At 69.4% G+C, this 20,398-nt stretch carries 19 protein-coding genes; 10 read left to right on the top strand and 9 right to left on the bottom strand.

Annotated features, from left to right (window positions below; translation table 11 throughout):
* Positions 1-108 precede the first annotated feature (108 nt).
* From QTI33_RS25440 to QTI33_RS25420, 5 genes are read left to right on the top strand one after another with little or no spacing between them, the layout of a single operon-like run.
* Positions 109-1,590 (top strand): protein adenylyltransferase SelO, encoded by a 1,482-nt coding sequence (locus QTI33_RS25440; protein WP_444814890.1) that lies wholly within the window; start codon positions 109-111, stop codon positions 1,588-1,590.
* Positions 1,587-2,006, top strand: coding sequence for a peptide-methionine (R)-S-oxide reductase MsrB (msrB, locus tag QTI33_RS25435; RefSeq protein WP_286509141.1), 420 nt, complete (start codon positions 1,587-1,589; stop codon positions 2,004-2,006). The genes QTI33_RS25440 and msrB overlap by 4 nt, the downstream gene beginning before the upstream one ends.
* 8 nt (positions 2,007-2,014) lie before the next feature.
* On the top strand, positions 2,015-2,554 hold the full coding sequence (locus tag QTI33_RS25430) for a septation protein A (RefSeq protein WP_286509140.1): 540 nt from the start codon (positions 2,015-2,017) through the stop codon (positions 2,552-2,554).
* On the top strand, positions 2,551-2,814 hold the full coding sequence (locus tag QTI33_RS25425) for a BolA family protein (RefSeq protein ID WP_286509139.1): 264 nt from the start codon (positions 2,551-2,553) through the stop codon (positions 2,812-2,814). The genes QTI33_RS25430 and QTI33_RS25425 overlap by 4 nt, the downstream gene beginning before the upstream one ends.
* Positions 2,815-2,866: 52 nt before the next feature.
* Positions 2,867-3,652, top strand: coding sequence for a foldase protein PrsA (locus QTI33_RS25420; protein WP_286509138.1), 786 nt, complete (start codon positions 2,867-2,869; stop codon positions 3,650-3,652).
* A gap of 167 nt (positions 3,653-3,819) precedes the next feature.
* Here QTI33_RS25420 and purL read toward each other — a convergent pair whose 3' ends face one another.
* Positions 3,820-7,893: a phosphoribosylformylglycinamidine synthase gene (gene purL, locus QTI33_RS25415; RefSeq protein ID WP_286509137.1), complete on the bottom strand. Its 4,074-nt coding sequence runs from the start codon at positions 7,891-7,893 to the stop codon at positions 3,820-3,822.
* 80 nt (positions 7,894-7,973) lie between these two features.
* Between purL and map the strand changes: the two genes are divergently transcribed.
* The 3 genes from map to QTI33_RS25400 are packed head-to-tail and all read left to right on the top strand — an operon-like array spanning position 7,974 to position 11,819.
* Positions 7,974-8,798: a type I methionyl aminopeptidase gene (map, locus tag QTI33_RS25410; RefSeq protein WP_286509136.1), complete on the top strand. Its 825-nt coding sequence runs from the start codon at positions 7,974-7,976 to the stop codon at positions 8,796-8,798.
* 26 nt (positions 8,799-8,824) lie between these two features.
* Positions 8,825-11,413 (top strand): [protein-PII] uridylyltransferase, encoded by a 2,589-nt coding sequence (locus tag QTI33_RS25405; RefSeq protein ID WP_286509135.1) that lies wholly within the window; start codon positions 8,825-8,827, stop codon positions 11,411-11,413.
* Between the two features lie 10 nt (positions 11,414-11,423).
* Positions 11,424-11,819 carry a PPC domain-containing DNA-binding protein gene (locus tag QTI33_RS25400; protein ID WP_286509134.1) on the top strand — a complete coding sequence of 132 codons (396 nt, stop codon included), beginning with the start codon at positions 11,424-11,426 and terminating at the stop codon, positions 11,817-11,819.
* A 10-nt stretch (positions 11,820-11,829) separates the two neighbouring features.
* Here the strand turns inward: QTI33_RS25400 and QTI33_RS25395 are convergent, their stop codons facing one another.
* The 3 genes from QTI33_RS25395 to QTI33_RS25385 all read right to left on the bottom strand — a co-directional run bounded on the left by QTI33_RS25395 (position 11,830) and on the right by QTI33_RS25385 (position 14,976).
* Positions 11,830-12,879 carry an amino acid ABC transporter permease gene (locus tag QTI33_RS25395; RefSeq protein WP_286509133.1) on the bottom strand — a complete coding sequence of 350 codons (1,050 nt, stop codon included), beginning with the start codon at positions 12,877-12,879 and terminating at the stop codon, positions 11,830-11,832.
* On the bottom strand, positions 12,876-13,883 hold the full coding sequence (locus QTI33_RS25390; RefSeq protein ID WP_286509132.1) for an amino acid ABC transporter permease: 1,008 nt from the start codon (positions 13,881-13,883) through the stop codon (positions 12,876-12,878). The genes QTI33_RS25395 and QTI33_RS25390 overlap by 4 nt, the downstream gene beginning before the upstream one ends.
* Positions 13,884-13,944: 61 nt before the next feature.
* Entirely contained in the window at positions 13,945-14,976 is a 1,032-nt protein-coding gene (locus QTI33_RS25385; RefSeq protein ID WP_286509131.1) for an amino acid ABC transporter substrate-binding protein, read from the bottom strand.
* Positions 14,977-15,129: 153 nt separating this feature from the next.
* Between QTI33_RS25385 and QTI33_RS25380 the strand changes: the two genes are divergently transcribed.
* Positions 15,130-15,576: a hypothetical protein gene (locus QTI33_RS25380; protein ID WP_286509130.1), complete on the top strand. Its 447-nt coding sequence runs from the start codon at positions 15,130-15,132 to the stop codon at positions 15,574-15,576.
* Positions 15,577-15,603: 27 nt separating this feature from the next.
* On the opposite strand, the gene QTI33_RS25375 is transcribed toward QTI33_RS25380, so the two are convergent.
* On the bottom strand, positions 15,604-15,741 hold the full coding sequence (locus QTI33_RS25375; RefSeq protein ID WP_286509129.1) for a hypothetical protein: 138 nt from the start codon (positions 15,739-15,741) through the stop codon (positions 15,604-15,606).
* Positions 15,742-15,845: 104 nt separating this feature from the next.
* Between QTI33_RS25375 and QTI33_RS25370 the strand changes: the two genes are divergently transcribed.
* On the top strand, positions 15,846-16,250 hold the full coding sequence (locus QTI33_RS25370; protein ID WP_286509128.1) for a DoxX family protein: 405 nt from the start codon (positions 15,846-15,848) through the stop codon (positions 16,248-16,250).
* On the opposite strand, the gene def is transcribed toward QTI33_RS25370, so the two are convergent.
* From def to QTI33_RS25350, 4 genes are all read right to left on the bottom strand, one after another.
* A complete protein-coding gene (gene def, locus QTI33_RS25365) occupies positions 16,251-16,790 on the bottom strand; it encodes a peptide deformylase (protein ID WP_286509127.1) in 540 nt (179 codons plus the stop codon).
* 19 nt (positions 16,791-16,809) lie between these two features.
* Positions 16,810-17,124: a hypothetical protein gene (locus QTI33_RS25360; protein WP_286509126.1), complete on the bottom strand. Its 315-nt coding sequence runs from the start codon at positions 17,122-17,124 to the stop codon at positions 16,810-16,812.
* Between the two features lie 71 nt (positions 17,125-17,195).
* A complete protein-coding gene (ligA, locus tag QTI33_RS25355; RefSeq protein ID WP_286509125.1) occupies positions 17,196-19,286 on the bottom strand; it encodes an NAD-dependent DNA ligase LigA in 2,091 nt (696 codons plus the stop codon).
* A 12-nt stretch (positions 19,287-19,298) separates the two neighbouring features.
* Positions 19,299-20,393: a cell division protein ZipA C-terminal FtsZ-binding domain-containing protein gene (locus tag QTI33_RS25350; RefSeq protein WP_286509124.1), complete on the bottom strand. Its 1,095-nt coding sequence runs from the start codon at positions 20,391-20,393 to the stop codon at positions 19,299-19,301.
* Positions 20,394-20,398 lie beyond the last annotated feature (5 nt).

The following is a 20,398-nucleotide window of genomic DNA, read 5'->3' as shown; positions in this document are numbered from 1 at the left end:
GTTCACATCCGAAGCCAAAAACACCGCAAGTGCAGCATCCCGGACATCCCCGATGGCCCCTCCCGCCCGGGGTCTCGCCCGCTGCGGGACAATCGCCTCCCTATGACCATGCTTGCAGACGAAGCGGAAACCGCCCAGGTCGACCTGGGCCTGCGCTGGGCCCCCGGCTTCTCGGCGCTGGGCCCCGCCTTCTTCACCGAACTCCAGCCGCGCCCCCTGCCCGATCCCTACTGGGTCGGCGGCAGCGCCCGCGTGGCCGCGGAACTCGGCCTGGTCCCGTCCTGGCTGGAATCCGACGAAGGCCTGGCCGCCTTCACCGGAAATGCGCCAGTCGCCGGGACCCGCCCGCTCGCCAGCGTCTACAGCGGCCACCAGTTCGGCGTCTGGGCCGGGCAGCTGGGCGACGGCCGGGCCATCCTGCTGGGTGAAACGGCCGCCGGGCTCGAGCTGCAGCTCAAGGGCGCCGGCCCGACGCCCTACTCCCGCATGGGCGACGGCCGGGCCGTGCTGCGCTCCAGCATCCGCGAGTTCCTCTGCAGCGAGGCGATGCACGGTCTGGGCATCCCGACCACGCGGGCCTTGTGCGTGACCGGCTCCGACGCCCGGGTGCGGCGCGAAGAACTCGAAACCGCCGCCGTCGTGACCCGGGTCGCACCCAGCTTCATCCGCTTCGGCCACTTCGAGCACTTCGCCGCCAACCAGCGCGAGGACGAACTGCGCGCCCTGGCCGACTACGTGATCGACCGCTACTACCCCGAGTGCCGCACCAGTTCCCGCTTCGGCGGCAACGCCTATGCGGCGCTGCTCGAAGCGGTCAGCGAGCGCACCGCCGCCCTGCTGGCCCAGTGGCAGGCGGTCGGCTTCTGCCACGGCGTGATGAACACCGACAACATGAGCATCCTCGGGCTCACGATCGACTACGGGCCGTTCCAGTTCCTGGACGGCTTCGACCCTCGCCACATCTGCAACCACAGCGACACCGCCGGCCGCTACGCCTTCGACCAGCAGCCCAACGTCGCCTACTGGAACCTCTTTTGCCTGGCCCAGGCCCTGCTGCCGCTGATCGGCGAGCAGGAGGTGGCGGTCGCCGCGCTGGAGTCCTACAAGACCGTGTTCCCGCGCGAGTTCGAGGCCCGGATGCGGGCCAAGCTGGGCCTCGCCGAGCCCGCCGAGGGCGACCGCGCGCTGATCGAAGGCGTGCTCCGGCTGCTGGCCCAGGAAAAGGTCGACTACACGATCTTCTGGCGCCGGCTCTCCCATGGCGTGGCCAGCGGCGATGTCGAGCCGGTGCGCGACCTGTTCGTCGACCGTCCGGGCTTCGACGCCTGGCTGCAGACCTACGCCGAGCGCCGCGCCGGCACGCCGGCCGCGGAAGGCGCCGCCCGGATGCTGCGCAACAATCCGAAATTCGTCCTGCGGAACCACCTGGGCCAGCAGGCGATCGAAGCCGCCGGGCAGAAGGACTTCTCCGGGGTCGCCACCTTGCTGAGCCTGCTCGAGACCCCATTTGACGAACATCCCGGCCACGACGCGTTCGCCGGCTTCCCGCCCGACTGGGCCTCCACGATCGAAATCAGCTGTTCATCATGACCTCACCCGTCCAGAAAACCGAAGCCGAATGGAAGGCCCTGCTGGCCGAGAAGGGCGCCGAGCGCGGCGCCTTCGAGATCACGCGGCACGCCGCCACCGAGCGCCCCTTCACCGGCAAGTACGAGGCCCATTGGGACGACGGCACCTACCATTGCATCTGCTGCGGCGCCAAGCTGTTCGAGTCGGCCACCAAGTTCGACGCCGGCTGCGGCTGGCCCAGCTTCTCGCAGGAGGCCGTGCCGGGCGCGATCCGCAACATCGTCGATCGCTCGCACGGCATGGTGCGCACCGAGAACGTCTGCGCCCATTGCGGCGCCCACCTGGGCCATGTGTTCCCCGACGGGCCGACCGAGACCGGCCTGCGCTACTGCATGAACTCGGCCTCGCTGGAGTTCCAGAAAAAAGAGAGCGACTGAACACCCTCATGAAACTCATCCTCGACTTCTTTCCGATCCTGCTGTTCTTCGGCGCCTTCAAGTTCTACGACATCTACACCGCGACCGGCGTGCTGATGGCCGCCACCACCCTGCAGATGGCGATCATCTGGTTCATGGAACGCCGGCTGCAGCCGATGCAGAAGGCCACGCTGGTGCTGATCCTGCTGTTCGGCTCGCTCACGCTGGCGCTGCACGACGACCGCTTCATCAAGTGGAAGCCGACCGTGCTCTACGGCGCCATGGCGATCGCGCTGGCGGTCGCGCTGTGGGTCTTCAAGAAGAACTTCCTCAAGATGCTGCTGGGCGGCCAGCTGGAGCTGCCGACGGCGATCTGGGGCCGCCTGAACGTCGCCTGGATCGCCTATTGCCTCTTCATGGCGGTGCTGAACGGCTACGTCGCGGCCTACTTCACGACCGAGGCCTGGGTCAACTTCAAGCTCTGGGGCTACGTGTTCCCGATCGTGTTCCTGGTCGCGCAGGGGATCTACATCTCGCCGCACCTGAAATCGGACAAGCCCGCCGCATGAGCCTCCCTACCGCCCAGGACCTCGAGGCCCGGCTGCGCGAAACGCTGCAGCCGACCGAACTCGAGGTGATCGACGAAAGCGCCGCCCACGCCGGGCATGCGGGCGCCGGCGCCGAGGGCTACGGCACCCATTTCCGGGTCCGGATCGCCTCCCCGCTGTTCGCCGGCAAGCCCCGCGTGGCGCGCCATCGGCTTGTGTATGATGCGCTGCAACTTTTCATCGCACAGGGCCTTCACGCGCTTGCCATCGAGACGCTCTAGGGCGTCGTTCCCATCACCCGCACGGTCGTGCGGCGCCAACCCCCTCCCCCTTATGAAGAAAAACATCCTCAAGGCCGTCGCGCTCGCCACCCTGGTCGGCGCCATTCCGTTCGCCGCCCTGGCGCAGAACGCCGCCATCGTCAACGGCAAGGCCGTGCCGAAGGCGCGCATGGACGTGCTGGCGCAGCAACTCGCGGCCGCCGGCCGCCCGGTCACGCCCGAGATGCAGGGCCAGCTGCGCGAGGAAGTCATCGCGCGCGAGGTCTTCATGCAGGAAGCCCAGAAGCAGGGCCTGGACGCCACCGACGACTACAAGAACCAGCTCGAACTCGCCCGCCAGGCGATCCTGATCCGCCAGCTGTTCGACAACTACCGCAAGAACAACGCCGTGACCGATGCCGACGTCCAGGCCGAGTACGACAAGTTCGTCGCCGCCAACAGCGGCAAGGAATACAAGGCGCGCCACATCCTGGTCGAGACCGAGGACCAGGCCAACAAGATCCTGGCCGACCTGAAGAATGGCGGCAAGTTCGAGGACATCGCCAAGAAGCAGAGCAAGGACCCGGGCTCGGGCGCCAACGGCGGCGACCTCGACTGGGCCGCGCCCGCGAGCTTCGTGCCCGAATTCTCGGAGGCCATGATCAAGCTCAAGAAGGGCGAGACGACCGCCACGCCGGTCAAGTCGCAGTTCGGCTACCACATCATCCGCGTCGACGACATCCGCCAGGCGCAGCTGCCGAAGCTCGAAGAGGTCAAGCCGCAGGTCGTGCAGCAGCTGCAGCAGCAGCGGCTGCAGAAGTACCAGGAAGACCTGCGGGCGAAGGCCAAGGTCGAGTAAGCGAGCAGGCGAGACGCCTCGTCTGCAGACAAGAAAAGCGGCCCGCGGGCCGCTTTTTCGTTTCGCCCTATTCGTCGTTGCGCGTGAAATTGGCCGTGCCGTCGGCGCGGCCCGGCGTCACGGTGCTGCCGGTCTGGTCGTAGCGCGTCAGGGGCGCGCGGCCGCGCTCAGCCCACCCACTTGCGCGCGTTGCGCCAGATCCGCATCCACGGGCTGAGGGCGCTGGCATCGCCCGAGGTCCAGCTCATCTGGATGTTGCGGAAAACGCGTTCCGGATGCGGCATCAGCGCCGTGAAGCGGCCATCGGGGGTGGTCACCGAGGTCAGGCCGCCGGCGCTGCCGTTCGGGTTGAACGGATAGCGCTCGGTCGGCTGGCCGTGGTGGTCGACGAAGCGCATCGCCGCGATCGCGCGGGCCGGGTCGCCGCGGTGCTTGAAGTTGGCATAGCCCTCGCCGTGCGCCACCGCGATCGGCAGTCGGCTGCCGGCCAGGCCGGCAAAGAACAGGCTCGGTGATTCGAGCACCTCGACCATCGACAGCCGGGCCTCGAAGCGCTCGCTCTGGTTGGTGGTGAAGCGCGGCCACGCTTCGGCGCCCGGAATGATGTCCGCCAGCTCGGCGAACATCTGGCAGCCGTTGCACACGCCCAGCCCGAAGGTGTCGGCGCGGCCGAAGAAGCCCTTGAACTGCTCGGCCAGCCGCGGGTTGAAGGTGATGCTGCGGGCCCAGCCGATGCCGGCGCCCAGCGTGTCGCCGTAACTGAAGCCGCCGCAGGCGACCACGCCCTTGAAGTCGGCCAGGTCGGCGCGGCCCGTCTGCAGGTCGGTCATGTGGACGTCGAAGGCCTCGAAGCCGGCCTCGGTGAAGGCGTAGGCCATCTCGACATGCGAGTTGACGCCCTGCTCGCGCAGGATCGCGACCCGGGGCCGCGCCAGGTTCAGGAAAGGCGCGGCCACGTCGTCGGTCGCGCCCGGCGCCAGCAGCACGTGGGCGCCCGGGTCCTGCGGGTCGCCGGCGGCGGCATGCTCGGCATCGGCGCAGTCGGGGTTGTCGCGCTCGCGGCAGATCTTCCAGCTGACCGAATCCCAGACCTGGTGCAGGTCGCTGAGGCTGGCACTGAAGACCGCCTTGGCGTCGCGCCAGATCTCGACCTTGCCCTTGCCCGCGTCCATGGTCGAGCTGGCAGGCCGGGTCTTGCCGACGAAATGGCTGTGGGCGCTGAGGCCGTGCGCGCGCAGGGTCTGCATGACCTCGTTGCGCTCGGCGGTGCGCACCTGCATCAGCAGGCCGAGTTCTTCGTTGAAGAGCGCCTTCAGCGTGAGCTCTTCGCGCCGCGCGCTGACCTGTCCGGCCCAGTTCTTGGCGTCGCCGTACTCGGCCCGGCTGTCGCTGATGCCGTCGCCTTCGGTGACCAGCAGGTCGACGTTGAGCGCGACGCCGACATGGCCGGCAAAGGCCATCTCGCAGGCGGCGGCGAACAGGCCGCCGTCGCTGCGGTCGTGCAGCGCGAGGATCTTGCCCTCGGCGCGCAGCGCGTTGACCGCGGCCACCAGTTTCACGAGGTCCTGCGGATCGTCGAGGTCGGGCACGGTGTCGCCACTCTGCCCCAGCGTCTGCGCCAGAATGCTGCCGGCCATGCGCAGCCGGCCGCGGCCCAGGTCGACCAGCACCAGCGTGCTGTCGGGCTCATCGGCGTCGAGCTGCGGCGTCAGCGTGCCGCGGACGTCGGCCAGCGTCGCGAAGGCGGTGACGATCAGGCTCACCGGGGACGTGACCTTCTTCGCCTCGCCGCCGTCCTGCCACTGGGTGCGCATCGACAGCGAATCCTTGCCCACCGGGATCGAGATGCCGAGCGCCGGGCAGAGCTCGAGCCCGACGGCCTTGACGGTCTCGTACAGCGCCGCATCCTCGCCTGCTTCGCCGCAGGCGGCCATCCAGTTGGCCGACAGCTTGACCCGCGACAGCTCGATCGGCGCCGCCAGCAGGTTGGTGATCGCCTCGGCCACCGCCATCCGACCCGAGGCCGGGGCGTCGAGCGCGGCCAGCGGCGTGCGTTCGCCCATGCTCATCGCCTCGCCCGCGAAGCCGCGGTAGTCGGCCAGCGTGACGGCGCAGTCGGCCACCGGCACCTGCCACGGGCCGACCATCTGGTCGCGGTGGCTCAGGCCGCCCACGGTGCGGTCGCCGATGGTGATCAGGAAGCGCTTCGAGGCCACGGTCGGGTGCGCCAGCACGTCGATGGCCGCCTTCTGCAGGTCGACGCCCGTGAGGTCGAGCGGCTTGAAGCGGCGCGCCACGGTCTGGACGTCGCGCAGCATCTTCGGCGGCTTGCCCAGCAGCACGTCCATCGGCATGTCGACCGGCTGGGCTTCGGCGCCCTCGTCGGCCACCAGCAGCTGGCGCTCTTCGGTCGCCACGCCGACGACCGAGAACGGGCAGCGCTCGCGTTCGCAGAAGGCGCGGAACTGTTCGAGCGACTCCGGCGCGATCGCCAGCACGTAGCGCTCCTGGCTCTCGTTGCACCAGATCTCCTTCGGCGCCATGCCCGACTCCTCGAGCGGCACCGCCCGCAGGTCGAAGCGCGCGCCGCGGCCGGCGTCGTTGGTCAGCTCGGGGAAGGCATTGCTCAAGCCCCCGGCGCCGACGTCATGGATTGCCAGGATCGGGTTGGCGTCGCCCTGCTGCCAGCAATGGTTGATGACCTCCTGCGCCCGGCGCTCGATTTCCGGATTGCCGCGCTGGACCGAGTCGAAGTCGAGTTCGGCCGCATTGGCGCCGGTCGCCATCGAGCTGGCGGCACTGCCGCCCATGCCGATGCGCATGCCCGGCCCGCCGAGCTGGATCAGCAAGGCGCCGGCCGGGAATGGGATCTTCTGGGTCTGGCCGGCATCGATGCTGCCCAAGCCGCCGGCGATCATGATCGGCTTGTGGTAGCCGCGCTGCACCGTGTCGCGGTCGCTCTCGATGGCCTGTTCGTATTCGCGGAAGTAGCCCAGCAGGTTGGGCCGGCCGAACTCGTTGTTGAAGGCGGCGCCGCCCAGCGGGCCTTCGGTCATGATCTGCAGCGGGCTGGCGATATGGCCAGGCTTGCCGTAGCTGCCCGCGGCGGGCCAGAGCTTCGAGACGGTGAAGCCGGTCAGGCCGGCCTTCGGCTTGGAGCCACGGCCGGTGGCGCCCTCGTCCCGGATTTCGCCGCCGGCGCCGGTGGAAGCACCCGGAAACGGCGAGATCGCGGTCGGATGGTTGTGGGTCTCGACCTTCATGAGCACGTGGCTGAGTGCCTCCTGCTTGCGATAGCCGCCCGACTCGGAGGCCGCCACGAAGCGCTCGATCTGCGTGCCCTCCATGACCGAGGCGTTGTCGGCATAGGCGATCACCGTGTGCTGGGGGCTCAGGCGCTCGGTGTTGCGGATCATCGAGAACAGGCTTTGCGGCTGGGCCGCGCCGTCGATCACGAAGTCGGCGTTGAAGATCTTGTGGCGGCAGTGCTCGCTGTTGGCCTGGGCGAACATCATCAGTTCGACGTCGCTCGGGTTGCGGCCCAGGCGGGTGAAGGCATCGACCAAGTAGTCGATCTCGTCTTCGGCCAGGGCCAGGCCGAAGCGGCTGTTGGCCTCGACCAGCGCCGCCCGGCCGCCGCCCTGGACGTCGACCTGCGCCATCGGCTGCGGCGGCAGTTCGGCGAACAGCTCGGCCGCCTGCTCGATCCGGGCCAGCACCGATTCGGTCATGCGGTCGTGCAGCAGGTCGGCCACCGCGGCCAGCTTGTCGCCTTCGAGCACCGGCGCCTTGCCCAGCAGGGGCGCCTTGAGCACCAGGTGGTATTCGGTCACCCGCTCGACCCGGCGCAGCGCCAGGCCGCAGTTGTGGGCGATGTCGGTGGCCTTGGAGGCCCAGGGCGAGACGGTGCCCAGGCGCGGCGTGACGATCACGGTCGGGCCGGCCTTGGCCGGCGCCGCGAAGGGTTCGCCATAGCCCAGCAGGGCGGCAAATCGCGCTTTCTCTGCCTGGCCGGGGGCGTCGTCGGTGACCACCAGGTGGACGAAACGGGCGCTCAGGCCCTCGATGCGCGGCTCGATGGCCTGCAGGCGGGGCAGCAGCTGCCGGGCCCGAAAATCGCTGAGGGCGCTGCCGCCCTCGAAGAAGCTCACCACGGGGGCGGCATGGACAGCACGGAGGGAAGACGGGTTCACGGGCAGCGTCACGTTCGGGTCGGCCGCAGGGGCCGCGTTGGGATTCATGAGAATGAGGCGGCGGCCGCTGACTGGGGCCATCCGCGCTAACCCTGAATTTTAACGGCTCGGATGGGATAATTCCGGCCATGAGCATTACCTACAAAGACGCCGAGGGCGTGGCCGGCATGCGCGTGGCGTGCCGCCTCGCCTCCGAGGTGCTGGACTACATCACCCCCCACATCGTCCCCGGCGTGACCACCAACCAGATCGACAAGCTCGCCCACGACTACATCACGCAGGTCCAGGGCGCCATTCCGGCGCCCCTGAACTACATGGGCGCCAGCAGCACGCCCTACCCCAAGTCGATCTGCACCTCGGTCAACCACGTGGTCTGCCACGGCATCCCGAACGACAAGCCGCTCAAGAAGGGCGACATCATCAATTGCGACATCACGGTCATCAAGGACGGCTGGCACGGCGACACCAGCCGGATGTTCGTCGTCGGCGACGCCTCGATCGCGGCCAAGCGGCTGTGCGCCTTCACCTATGACGCCATGTGGCACGGCATCGTCAAGGTCAAGCCCGGCGCCCACCTGGGCGACATCGGCTTCGCCATCCAGCGCTTCGCCGAGAGCAACGGCTTCTCGGTGGTGCGCGAATTCTGCGGCCACGGCATCGGCCGCGGCTTCCACGAGGAGCCGCAGGTGCTGCACTACGGCCGGCCGGGCACGCTCGAGGAGCTCAAGCCGGGCATGACCTTCACGATCGAGCCGATGATCAACGCCGGCAAGCGCGAGATCAAGGAAGACGCCAAGGGGGGGCAGTACGACGGCTGGACCATCGTCACCCGCGACCACTCGCTGTCGGCGCAGTGGGAGCACACGGTGCTGGTCACCGAGACCGGCTACGAGGTGCTGACGCTGTCGGCCGGCAGCCCGCCCGTGCCGGCCTTCGTCAGCGCCGCGGCTTGAGCCCGCGCCGGCTGCTCCTGGCGCCCATGGTCGACATCGCCTCGCTGCGCGACGCCTATCGCACGCACAAGCTGGCGCTGTTCGACCAGTTGCGCAGCGCGCGGGCGCCCACGCGCAGCGTGCACACCGTGCTGCGCCAGCTGGCGGCGCTGGCCGACGAAACGCTCGGCGCGCTGTGGGCCGATGCCGACTTCGGCCAGCGGCTGGCGCTGGTGGCGGTGGGCGGCTTCGGGCGCGGCGAGCTGTTCCCCTACTCCGACGTCGACGTGCTGCTGCTGCTGCCCGAGGGCGAGGACAGCGGGGTCGAGCCGGCACGCATCGAGGCCTTCATCGGCCAGTGCTGGGACGCGGGGCTCGAGATCGGCTCCAGCGTGCGCACGGTCTCCGAATGCCTGGACGAAGCGGCCAAGGACGTCACGGTCCAGACCTCGCTGCTCGAATCGCGCCTGGTGATCGGCGACAAGAAGCTCTATGCGAGCTTCCGCAAGAACTTCTTCGCCGCCATCGAACCGCAGGCCTTCTTCGCCGCCAAGTCGCAGGAGATGCGGCACCGCCACCAGAAGTTCGACAACACGCCCTACGCGCTCGAACCCAACTGCAAGGAATCCCCGGGCGGGCTGCGCGACCTCCAGACCATCCTGTGGATGACCAAGGCCGCGGGCTTCGGCAACCGCTGGGACGACCTCGCCAGGAACGGCCTGGCGACCGCCTTCGAGATCCAGCAGATCAAGCGCAACGAGGCGTTGCTGAGCCTGATCCGCGCCCGCCTGCACGTCACGGCCAACCGGCGCGAGGACCGGTTGGTGTTCGACCTGCAGACCGCGGTGGCCGCCACCTTCGGCTATGTCGGCGAGTCGCAGCGCAAGGCCAGCGAGGCGCTGATGAGGCGCTACTACTGGGCCGCCAAGGCGGTCACGCAGCTCAACCAGATCCTGCTGCTCAACATCGCCGAGAAGCTGCAGCCGCAGGCCGACGAGCCGACGCCGATCAACGAGCGCTTCTTCGAAAAAGGCGGGCTGATCGAGGTCGCCAGCGACGACCTCTACGTGAAGGACCCGCACGCGATCCTCGAGACCTTCCTGCTCTACCAGAAGACCATCGGCGTCAACGGCCTGTCGGCGCGCACGCTGCGCGCGCTCTACAACGCGCGCCACGTGATGGACAGCAAGTTCCGCAACGACCCCGTCAACCACGCGACCTTCATGCGGATGCTGCTGGAGCCGCGCGGCATCACGCACGCGCTCCGGCTGATGAACCAGACCTCGGTGCTGGGGCGCTACCTGCGGGTCTTCCGCAGCATCGTCGGCCAGATGCAGCACGACCTGTTCCATGTCTACACGGTCGACCAGCACATCCTGATGGTGCTGCGCAACGTGCGCCGCTTCTTCATCGCCGAGCACGCGCACGAGTACCCCTTCTGCTCGCAGCTCGCGGCCGGCTGGGACAAGCCCTGGATCCTCTACATCGCGGCACTGTTCCACGACATCGCCAAGGGCCGCGGCGGCGACCATTCGACCCTGGGCGCGCGCGACGTGCGGCGCTTCTGCCGCCAGCACGCCATCGCGCGCGAAGACGCCAGGCTGATCGAGTTCCTGGTCTCCGAGCACCTGGTGATGAGCCAGGTGGCGCAGAAGCAGGACCTGAGCGATCCCGAGGTCATCGGCGCCTTCGCCAAGCGGGTCGGCAACGAGCGCTATCTCACGGCGCTCTACCTGCTGACGATCGCCGACATCCGCGGCACTTCGCCGAGGGTGTGGAACGCCTGGAAGGGCAAGCTGCTCGAGGACCTCTACCGGCTGAGTTCGCGCGTGCTGGGCGGGCGCATGCCCGACCCCGGCGCCGAGATCGAGGCCCGCAAGCGCGAGGCGCTGGTGCAGCTGGCGCTGCACGCCGAGCCCCTGCACGCGCACAAGGCGCTGTGGGAGACGCTCGACGTCGGCTACTTCATGCGCCACGACGCCAACGAGATCGCCTGGCACGCCAAGCAGCTGTCGCGCCATGTGCCTCATGCCGGCGTGCCGATCGATCCGCACACGCCGCCGATCGTGCGGGCCCGGCTGTCGCCGGTCGGCGAAGGCCTGCAGGTGGTGGTCTACACGCCCGACCAGGCCGACCTGTTCGTGCGCATCTGCGGCTACTTCGACCAGTCGTCCTTCAGCATCCTGGACGCCAAGGTCCACACGACGAGCAACGGCTTCGCGCTCGACACCTTCCAGGTCGTGACCACCTTCATTCCGGAGCACTACCGCGACCTGATCAGCATGGTCGAGACCGGCCTGGCCAAGACCCTCAGGGAGGCCGGCCCGCTGCCGGCGCCGAGCAAGGGCCGGGTCTCGCGCCGGGTGCGCAGCTTCCCGATCAAGCCGCGCATCAGCCTGCTGCCCGACGAGAAGGCGCAGCGCTGGCTGCTCAGCATCTCGGCCAGCGACCGCGCGGGACTGCTTTACTCGGTCGCCCGGGTGCTGGCGCGCCACCACCTGAACCTGCAGCTGGCCAAGGTCACGACCCTGGGCGAGCGGGTCGAGGACACCTTCCTGATCAGCGGGCCCGAGCTCCAGGGCCAGCGGGCCCAGCTGGCGATCGAGACCGAGCTGCTCGAGGCCCTGGCGGCCTGAGGAGCCGGGCTTGGAAGCGACGCCGCTGCGCCTGCACCCCGGCGACGACCTGCGCGGCGCGCTCGATGCGGCGCTGGCCGCGCGGGGCTGCACGGCCGCGTTCGTGCTCTCGGGGATCGGCAGCCTGGGTGCGGCGCGCCTGCGCTACGCCGGCATCGAGACACCCGAGACCCTGGCGGGCAACCTGGAAATCCTCACGCTGGCAGGCACCCTGTCGCCCACCGGCTCGCACCTGCACATGAGCGTGTCGGATGCCGAAGGCCGGGTGCGCGGGGGCCACGTGGCGCCGGGCTGCGTGGTGCGCACGACCGCCGAGCTGCTGGTGGCATGGCTGCCGGCGTGGCAGTTCGCCCGCGAGGTCGACCCTGCGACCGGGTTTGCCGAGTTGGCGATCCGCAAGGCCTGAAGGCGACGATTCAACCGTGCCCGCTCGACAGCCGCCGCTCCAGCCATCCGCTGTAGCGCGACAGCCCGAAGCACAGCACCCAGTACACCGCGGCGATGAACAGGTAGCCCTCGAGATAGAACGGCCGCCAGGTCGGGTCGCCGCCCAGCGCCAGGCCGAGCGCTCCGGTCAGCTCGAACAGGCCGACCACGGTGACCAGCGAGGTGTCCTTCAAGGTGCCGACCACGTTGTTGGTCAGGGCCGGCACCACCAGCCGCAGCGCCTGCGGCAGCACGATGTCGCGCTGCACCGGCCAGCGGCCGAAGCCGAGCGCCATCGCGGCGTCGACCTGGCCGCGCGGCACCGCCTGCAGTCCGCCGCGGATGATCTCGGCCAGGTAGGCGGCGACGAACAGTGACAGGCCGGCCAGCACCCGCACCAGCACGTCGGGCTGCCAGCCCGCCGGCCACAGCAGCGGCAGCAGGAACGACGCCATGAAGAGCACCGAGATCAGCGGCACGCCGCGCACCAGTTCGATGTAGGTGGCGCAGAGGGTGCGGATCAGCGGCCACTCCGAGCGCCGGCCGAGCGCGAGCAGCAGCGCCAGCGGAAAGGCCAGCGCCAGGCCGACCACCGCCAGCCCGATGGTGAGCGGCAGGCCGCCCCAGCGGTTGGTCGCCACCGCCGCCAGGCCCGCCACGCCGCCGCGCATCAGCAGCACGAACGCGCTCAGCGACAGCAGCCACAGCGGCAGCAGCCACCAGCGCCAGCTGCGCGGCCAGGCGCTCAGCAGCGTGGTCAGCGACAGCAGCGTGACCGCCAGCGCCGGCCGCCACTGGTCTTCGTAGGGGTAGCGGCCGAACAGGATCGGCCGCCACTTCTCGGCGACCACGCCCCAGCAGGCGCCGTGGGGCACGGCCCGGCAGGCCTGCGCATCCGGACGGAACACGGCCTGCAGCACCGCCCATTCGAAGGCATGCAACCCCGCCCAGGAAAACAGCAGCAGCAGCGCCAGCGTGAAGGCGGTGCGCAGCGGCGAGCCCCACAGCTCCTTGCGCCACGCGATCGGGCGGGGGCTCATCGCCAGCCCCTCAGCGCGACGCGCGCGTTGTAGCGGTTCATGGCCCAGGAGATCAGCAGCGAGAGCCCGAGGTACACCGCCATGATCACCGCGATGCACTCGAAGGCGCGGCCGGTCGAGTTGAGCGAGGTGTTGGCGATCGAGACCAGTTCCGGATAGCCGACCGCCACCGCCAGCGAGGAGTTCTTGGTCAGGCTCAGCAGCTGGTTGGTGAGGGCCGGCACGATCACGCGCAGCGCCTGCGGGAGCACCACGATGCGCAGCTGCTGCCACCCGGTCAGGCCCAGGGCCTGGGCGGCCAGCTTCTGGCCCCGCGCGACCGAGGCGATGCCGGCGCGCACGATCTCGGCGACGAAGGAGGCGGTGTAGAGCGCCAGCGCGGTCACCACCGCCAGGTATTCGGGGCTCAGCGCCGCGCCGCCGCTGACGTTGAAGCTGCCGCGCTCGGGCCATTCGAGGTGGCTGGGCCAGAAGGCGCCCTCCTCCCGCACCGGCCAGGGCAGCGACAGCCCGCCCTTGCTGAGCCAGACATCGGGCAGCAGTTCGAGCGGCTCGGTGGAATCCGGCAGCAGCTGCGTGAGCGCGAAGTACAGCATCAGCAACTGCACCAGCAGCGGCACGTTGCGGATCGTCTCGACGTAGGCGCCGCAGAGCCCGCGCACCAGCACGTGAGGCGCCAGCCGGCCGATGCCGATCAAGGTGCCGAGCACGACCGCGATCAGCGCTGCCGGCACGGCGGCCCGCACCGTGTTGATCAAGCCGGCCAGGAAGGCGCGCCAGAACGGCTGGCCGGCGTCGAAGTCGAGCCAGCCCTCGGAGATCTCGAAACCCGCCGGCTGCAGCAGGAAGTCGAAGCCCGAGTGCACGCCGCGGCTGCGCAGCACCTCGAGCGCATGCTGGACCAGCCAGAAGACGCCGAACGCGATCGCCGCGATCAGCAGGGCCTGCAGGGCCCAGGCGAGCCAGACGGCACGGCGCCGCCCGGGCGGCCGTGCAGGACTCAAGAGGCGACCTTCGCGCCCCGCCCTGCGGCGCGCGCTGGGTGGGAAGCGGCCCGGCGCCCGCTCATCGCACCGGCAATCCGTACATCAGCCCGCCCTTGTTCCAGAGGTTGTTCGAGCCGCGCGGCAGCTTCAGCACCGACTTCGGGCCGACGTTGCGCTCGAACATCTCGCCGTAGTTGCCGACCGCCTTGATCGCCCGGTAGGACCAGTCCTTGTCGAGGCCCAGCAGCTTGCCGAGGTCGTCGCCGCTGCCGACCAGGCGCTGCTGCGCCGGGTCCTTGCTGGAGGCCTTGAGCTCGTCGATGTTGGCCTGGGTGATGCCGGATTCCTCGGCCTCGATCAGCGCGTTGGGCACCCACTTGGCGATCGCGAACCACTCGTCGTCGCCGCGGCGCACCAGCGGCGCCAGCGGCTCCTTGGAGATCAGCTCGGGCAGGATCACGTAGTCGTCGGGGTTCGGCGCTTCCTTGTTGCGCAGGCCGGCGAGCGCCGAGGTGTCGGTGGTGAAGGCCTGGCAGCGGCCGGCGAAGAAGGCCTTGAACGAGGCCTCGAAGCTCTCGAACACGACCGTCTTGACCGGGATGTTCTGGGCCTTGAACCAGTCGGCGACGTTCTTCTCGTTGGTGGTGCCGGCCTGGGTGCAGATGGTGGCGTTCTTGAGCTGCTTGGCGCTCGTCACCTTGAGCTTCTTGGGCACCAGGAAACCCTGGCCGTCGTAGTAGGTGATGGTCGTGAAGTGAAAGCCCAGCGAGGCGTCGCGGGTCAGGGTCCAGGTGGTGTTGCGCGCCAGGATGTCGATCTCGCCGGCCTGCAGGGCCGAGAAGCGCTGCTGCGAATTGAGCGGTACGAACTCGACCTTCTTGCCGTCACCGAGCACGGCGGCGGCGATCGCGCGGCAGGTGTCGACGTCGAGACCGGACCAGTTGCCCTGGGTGTCGGGCGCCGAGAAGCCGGCCACGCCGTTGGTCACGCCGCACTTGACGGTGCCGCGCTGCTTGACGGCGTCCAGCGTCTTGCCGGCGAACGCCGGTGCGGCGGTGAAGGCCAGGGTGGCGGCGACAGCGGCGAGCGCCGGGCGGATGCGTGAATTCATGCGGTGGTCCTCTTCTCTTCGAAATGACGTCAGCCGGCAGTTTACGTGCGGTGCGCGGGGACTGGATCGCGGGCTCGTCAACGGAGGACAGCCACGCCAATTTGTGTGCAATCGAAACATTTGCAATATTTTAGAAACCTCATTAGAAAGCAGATGTCATTCGACGCCGCCGCGTCTCCTATCAGCAAGGAATTCGATATGAAGCAGTGCACTGGTGTTTGCTCGCGCCTTGCCAACGCCACGGCCATTGCCGCCTGTTTCTTCACCACGGCAGCGAGCGCGGCGGGCGGCTCGATCACCTTCGCCGGCGCGATCGTTCCTTCGTCGTACGGCGTCGTCGTTTCGACCGCCGCCTCTGACGGCGGCGGCTTCACGGCCCGCGGGACCGAGCTGCGATTCGTTGCATCGCCATCCGACCGCAAGAGCGCCGAGGTGCGCGTCGAACGGCCGGACCGCGAACCCATTCCGATCCGCTGCGGCACCGGGATGCGACCCGCCTCCGGCCACGGCTGCCTGCTGGGCGACCAGGGCGGCAGCCTGACGATGGCGCCGCCAGCCGGCCAACCCGCGGTCGCCGTGGTGATCACGACGTACCACTGACGGCGCCCCGACCGCGGGCGCCCGGTCCTACGGGCAGTCGATGGCGAAGATGATCGCGCCGTTGGCCTCGCCGGGCGTCACGGCCGGATCGGTCTGCAGGTAGCGCGCGGCCAGCGGGCACGGCCTCGACGAACCGCCGGTTGTCTTTCGCAGTCGCGACGCCATCGCTGGCCGAACCAGAAATTGACCCCAAGCGGGACCTCGATGCGACAACCCGGTGCGAGATCGACCACAATCGCGCCTGTTTTTAGCAACGAAAGGTTTTTCACATGATCCGTTCCGACGACACCGGCAAGCTCATCCTGCGCCTGGCCCTGGGCATCCTGATCCTGCTTCACGGCATCGCGAAGCTCAGCAACGGCGTAGGCTTCGTCGAGGGCATGCTGACGTCGCATGGCCTGCCGGGCGCCCTCGCCTACCTGGTCTACGTGGGCGAATTGCTGGCGCCGGTGCTGCTGATCATCGGCGTCTACACGCGTCCGGCGGCCTGGATCACGGTCATCAACATGCTGGTCGCGATCTGGCTGGTCCATCTCAAGGACCTGGCGGTCATCGGCAAGTCGGGCGGCTGGGCGCTCGAGCTGCAGGGCATGTTCCTGTTCGCCGCGCTGGCGGTGGCCTTCCTGGGCGCCGGCCGCTTCAGCCTGGGCGGCACCAGCGGACGACTGAACTGATCAGTCGTCCTCGCCCGCATCGAGGCCCGGAAACAGGACCTCGGTGAAGCCGAAGCGCGAGAAGTCGCGCACCCGCATCGGGTACAGAACGCCCAGCAGGTGGTCGACCTCGTGCTGGACGACGCGGGCGTGGAAACCGCTCACCGTTCGATCGATCGGGTCGCCGTACGGATCGAAGCCGGTGTAGCGGACGCTGGCGAAGCGCGGCACCACGCCGCGCAGGCCCGGCACCGACAGGCAGCCCTCCCAGCCTTCTTCCTCCTGGTCCCCGATCGGCGTGACGATCGGGTTCACCAGCACCGTGCGCGGGACGATGGGCGCATCCGGATAGCGCGGGTTGACGGTGTCGGTGCCGAAGATGACGAGCTGCTGGTCGACCCCGATCTGCGGCGCCGCGAGCCCGGCGCCATTGACCGAATGCATGGTCTCGAACATGTCGCGCACCAGCAGGTGCAGCTCGTCGGTGTCGAAGGCGGCGACCGGCTGCGCCTTGCGCAGCAGCCGGGGGTCGCCCATCTTGAGGATTTCGCGGATGGCCATGCGCGATTATCGCGGCGGCCTAGCGTCGTCCGTAGGACCTGCCGTTGTATCCGGGACGTCCGTAATACCCGGGCCGACCGTAGTACCCCGGGTGGCCGTAGTAGCCGCCACGTCCGTAGTAGCCGGGCCAGCCCGGATAGCGGTAGCCGCCGTAGTAGCCGCCCCAGCCGTAGTAGCCGGTGGCCCCGACGTAGACCGACGGCGCCACCACGACCGGGTCGACGTAGTAGGGATAGGCCGCGCCCGCATAGTACGGGCCGGGCGCCACGCAGCCGCCGAGCAAGGCGGCGCCCCCCACGGCGATGGCGGCCGACACAGAACGAATTCGCTTCATCCGGACCTCCTGGGTCATCCTCGTTTCAACGGCCGGCGCGCCCGCCTGTTGACCGGGAAAACGCAACAACCTCAGGATGGTCCCTGGGCGAGGATCTCCAGCATCTGCGCTTCGTCGATCACGGTCACGCCGAGGTCGCGCGCCTTGTCCAGCTTGCTGCCGGCCTCGTCGCCGGCCACCAGGTAGTCGGTCTTCTTGCTGACCGAGCCCGCCACCTTGGCGCCCGCCTCTTCGAGTTTGTCCTTCGCCTCGTCGCGGCCGAGCGTAGGAAGCGTGCCGGTGATGACGAAAGTCTTTCCCGCCAGCGGCCTGGGCGCGCGGGCGGCGGGTTCGCTCTCTTCCCAATGGACGCCGCAGGCGCGCAGCTGCTCGACCACCTCGCGGTTGTGCGGCTGGTCGAAGAAGGTGCGCAGGCTGGTCGCGACCACCGGTCCGACGTCGTTGACTTCCAGCAGTTGCGCCTCGCTCGCGTCCATGATGGCATCCAGCTGGCCGAAATGCTTCGCCAGGTCCTTGGCCGTGCTTTCGCCCACGTGCCGGATGCCGAGCCCGAACAGGAAGCGCGGCAGCGTGGTCTTCTTCGAAGCCTCCAGCGCCGCGACGATGTTGTTGGCCGACTTGTCGGCCATCCGGTCCAGGCCGGCCAGGGTCGTGAAGCCCAGCTTGTAGAGGTCGGGCAGCGTGCGGATCAGCTCGGCATCGACCAGCTGCTCGACCAGCTTGTCGCCCAGGCCCTCGATGTCGAGCGCGCGCCGGGCCGCGAAATGCAGGATCGCCTCCTTGCGCTGGGCGCCGCAGAACAGGCCCCCGGTGCAGCGGTAGTCGACCTCGCCCTCCTCGCGCAGCGCGTCCGAACCGCAGACCGGGCACTGGTGCGGCATCGTGAACACCGGGCCGCGCTGGTCGTCGGGCCGGGCCGCGCTCTCCGGCAGCACGCCGACCACCTCGGGGATCACGTCGCCGGCGCGCCGGACGATCACGGTGTCACCCACGCGCACGTCCTTGCGCCGGGTCTCGTCCTCGTTGTGCAGGGTGGCGTTGGTCACGGTCACGCCGCCGACGAACACCGGCGCCAGCTTGGCCACCGGCGTGAGCTTGCCGGTGCGCCCGACCTGGATCTCGATCGCCAGCACCTCGGTGAGCTGCTCCTGCGCCGGGTACTTGTGGGCGACCGCCCAGCGCGGCTCGCGCGAGACGAAGCCGAGCTGCCGCTGCAGCGCCACGCTGTCGACCTTGTAGACCACGCCGTCGATGTCGTAGGGCAGCGCGTCGCGCTGGCGGCCGATGGTCTCGTGGAAGGCGATCAGCTCGATGGCGCCGCGGGCGCGCGCGGTCTGCGCCGCCACCGGGAAGCCCCAGGCACTGAACTGCTGCAGCCAGTCGAACTGAGTCGGACAGTCCGGCCCGCCCTGCTCGGGCGGCGTCACCTCGCCCAGGCCGTAGGCGAAGAAGCTCAGCGGCCGCTGGGCCGCGATCGCCGGATCGAGCTGGCGCACCGCGCCGGCCGCCGCGTTGCGCGGATTGACGAAGACCTTCTCGTTCTTCTGGCCGCCCGCGATCTTCTCGCGCTGGCGCTCGTTGAGCGCGTCGAAGTCGTCGCGCCGCATGTACACCTCGCCGCGGACCTCGACCACCGGCGGAATGGCCGACGCGTCGCCCTGCAGGCGCAGCGGGATCTGCTGCACCGTGCGGATGTTCTGGGTCACTTCCTCGCCGATCTCGCCGTCGCCGCGGGTCGCCGCCTGCACCAGCACGCCGTGCTCGTAGCGCAGGTTCAGCGCCAGGCCATCGAACTTGAGTTCGCAGACGTATTCGACCTGCGGCCCGTCCTCGGCCAGGCCGAGCTCCTTGCGGACCCGGGCATCGAAGGCACTGGCACCGGCCGGCGTGATGTCGGTCTCGGTGCGGATCGACAGCATCGGCACCCGGTGGCGCACCTTGGCGAAGCCGTCCAGCGGCTTGCCGCCGACGCGCTGGGTCGGCGAATCGGGCGTGCGCAGTTCGGGATGCTCGGCCTCCAGCGCCTGCAGCCGCTGGAACAGCCGGTCGTACTCGGCGTCCGGCAGTTCGGGCGCGTCGAGCACGTAGTAGAGATGGGCATGGCGGTGCAGTTGCCCGCTGAGCGCAGCGGCTTCCTTCACCGCGTCTTCACGCGTCGTCATGAACGTCTCCGGCTAGCTGAACAAGCGCCGCGCCAGCGGTGAGCCAGCCGACAGGTCGCGCGCGTCGAGCGTGTCGTAGAGCTGCTCGAGGTCGACGCCGATGGCATCCATGGTCTCGTCGCGCAAGGGCTGGCCGTCGCTGTCGGTGACCACGCCGTCCATCTCGCGCGCCAGTGCGGCGGCCGATTCGCGCATGCGCTCGAAGGGGCGCTCCGTGCGGTCGACCTGCGGCACGTCGAGGCTCAGGGTGAGCTCGCGGATCGCCGACTGCGCCGGGTCGTCGGCCAGCGCGGCCTGGGTATCGAAGGACAGCCCGAGGATCGGCGGCAGCCCCTGCTCGCCCGCCGGCAGCACCATCCGCCCGGGGATGATGCCGGCCACGAAGCCGAGGCGGGAGGCGTTCTGCTGCACGTAGCCGGGGCTCCAGGCTGCGTGGCGCGCGCGCAGCACGAAGCCGAGCTGGGCATCGTGCGAACTGGCGAACTGGTCGAGCTCGCGCGCCCGCGCCACCTCGTCGAGCATCTCGGGAAACTCGGGCGCGCCGTTGAGGGCGTCGGCAAAGGCCTGGGCCTTGACCACGAACTCGGAGTATTCGATTTCGTTGAGCGCGCCGGTCCGGTTGGCCATCTGCACGCCGACCTGGAAGGCGCCATAGCGCTGGCCGGCCACCGCCGGCTCCCACTCGCCGGTGAACTCGTTGAGGCCCTCGACCGCCACCGGCTTGCTGCCGGCGCGCCGGGTCGCCGGCATGGCGGCGATCGCGGCGTCGCCGGAGGCCAGGCCGTCGAGCGACACCGGGGCGATGACGTCGATCAGCGGGTCGAGGCCGCCGCGGCGCTCGGCCGACGGCACCGCCAGCGCGCTCGGCGCCGGCAGGTCGGGATCGAACAGCGGCTCGTGCCGCTCGTTGCCGGAAACCTGGTGCGGATCGACATGCAGCACGGGCTCGAGTTCGCCCTGGGGGGCGGCCTCGGGCGCGGCCGGCTCGCTGTCGGGGGCGTCGGGCTGCTTCGGCGCATTGCGGCGCGACATCCACGTGTTGTAGCCGACCACGGTGGCGAGAACCAGTCCGCCGAGGATGGCGAGGGCGACGGTGAGATTGCTCATGGGCC

Origin of the sequence: Variovorax davisae, from assembly GCF_030316845.1 — a bacterium.
Lineage (GTDB): Bacteria > Pseudomonadota > Gammaproteobacteria > Burkholderiales > Burkholderiaceae_C > Variovorax > Variovorax davisae.
The sequence above is the reverse complement of the archived record's forward strand: the minus strand, read 5'-3'. Positions and strand labels throughout refer to the sequence as shown.

Coding starts and splice junctions, on each gene's coding strand:
- QTI33_RS25440 (WP_444814890.1), top strand. CDS start 109: ATGCTTGCAGACGAAGCGGAAACCGCCCAGGTCGACCTGGGCCTGCGC.
- msrB (WP_286509141.1), top strand. CDS start 1,587: ATGACCTCACCCGTCCAGAAAACCGAAGCCGAATGGAAGGCCCTGCTG.
- QTI33_RS25430 (WP_286509140.1), top strand. CDS start 2,015: ATGAAACTCATCCTCGACTTCTTTCCGATCCTGCTGTTCTTCGGCGCC.
- QTI33_RS25425 (WP_286509139.1), top strand. CDS start 2,551: ATGAGCCTCCCTACCGCCCAGGACCTCGAGGCCCGGCTGCGCGAAACG.
- QTI33_RS25420 (WP_286509138.1), top strand. CDS start 2,867: ATGAAGAAAAACATCCTCAAGGCCGTCGCGCTCGCCACCCTGGTCGGC.
- purL (WP_286509137.1), bottom strand. CDS start 7,893: ATGAATCCCAACGCGGCCCCTGCGGCCGACCCGAACGTGACGCTGCCC.
- map (WP_286509136.1), top strand. CDS start 7,974: ATGAGCATTACCTACAAAGACGCCGAGGGCGTGGCCGGCATGCGCGTG.
- QTI33_RS25405 (WP_286509135.1), top strand. CDS start 8,825: ATGGTCGACATCGCCTCGCTGCGCGACGCCTATCGCACGCACAAGCTG.
- QTI33_RS25395 (WP_286509133.1), bottom strand. CDS start 12,879: ATGAGCCCCCGCCCGATCGCGTGGCGCAAGGAGCTGTGGGGCTCGCCG.
- QTI33_RS25385 (WP_286509131.1), bottom strand. CDS start 14,976: ATGAATTCACGCATCCGCCCGGCGCTCGCCGCTGTCGCCGCCACCCTG.
- QTI33_RS25380 (WP_286509130.1), top strand. CDS start 15,130: ATGTCATTCGACGCCGCCGCGTCTCCTATCAGCAAGGAATTCGATATG.
- QTI33_RS25375 (WP_286509129.1), bottom strand. CDS start 15,741: ATGGCGTCGCGACTGCGAAAGACAACCGGCGGTTCGTCGAGGCCGTGC.
- QTI33_RS25370 (WP_286509128.1), top strand. CDS start 15,846: ATGATCCGTTCCGACGACACCGGCAAGCTCATCCTGCGCCTGGCCCTG.
- def (WP_286509127.1), bottom strand. CDS start 16,790: ATGGCCATCCGCGAAATCCTCAAGATGGGCGACCCCCGGCTGCTGCGC.
- QTI33_RS25360 (WP_286509126.1), bottom strand. CDS start 17,124: ATGAAGCGAATTCGTTCTGTGTCGGCCGCCATCGCCGTGGGGGGCGCC.
- ligA (WP_286509125.1), bottom strand. CDS start 19,286: ATGACGACGCGTGAAGACGCGGTGAAGGAAGCCGCTGCGCTCAGCGGG.
- QTI33_RS25350 (WP_286509124.1), bottom strand. CDS start 20,393: ATGAGCAATCTCACCGTCGCCCTCGCCATCCTCGGCGGACTGGTTCTC.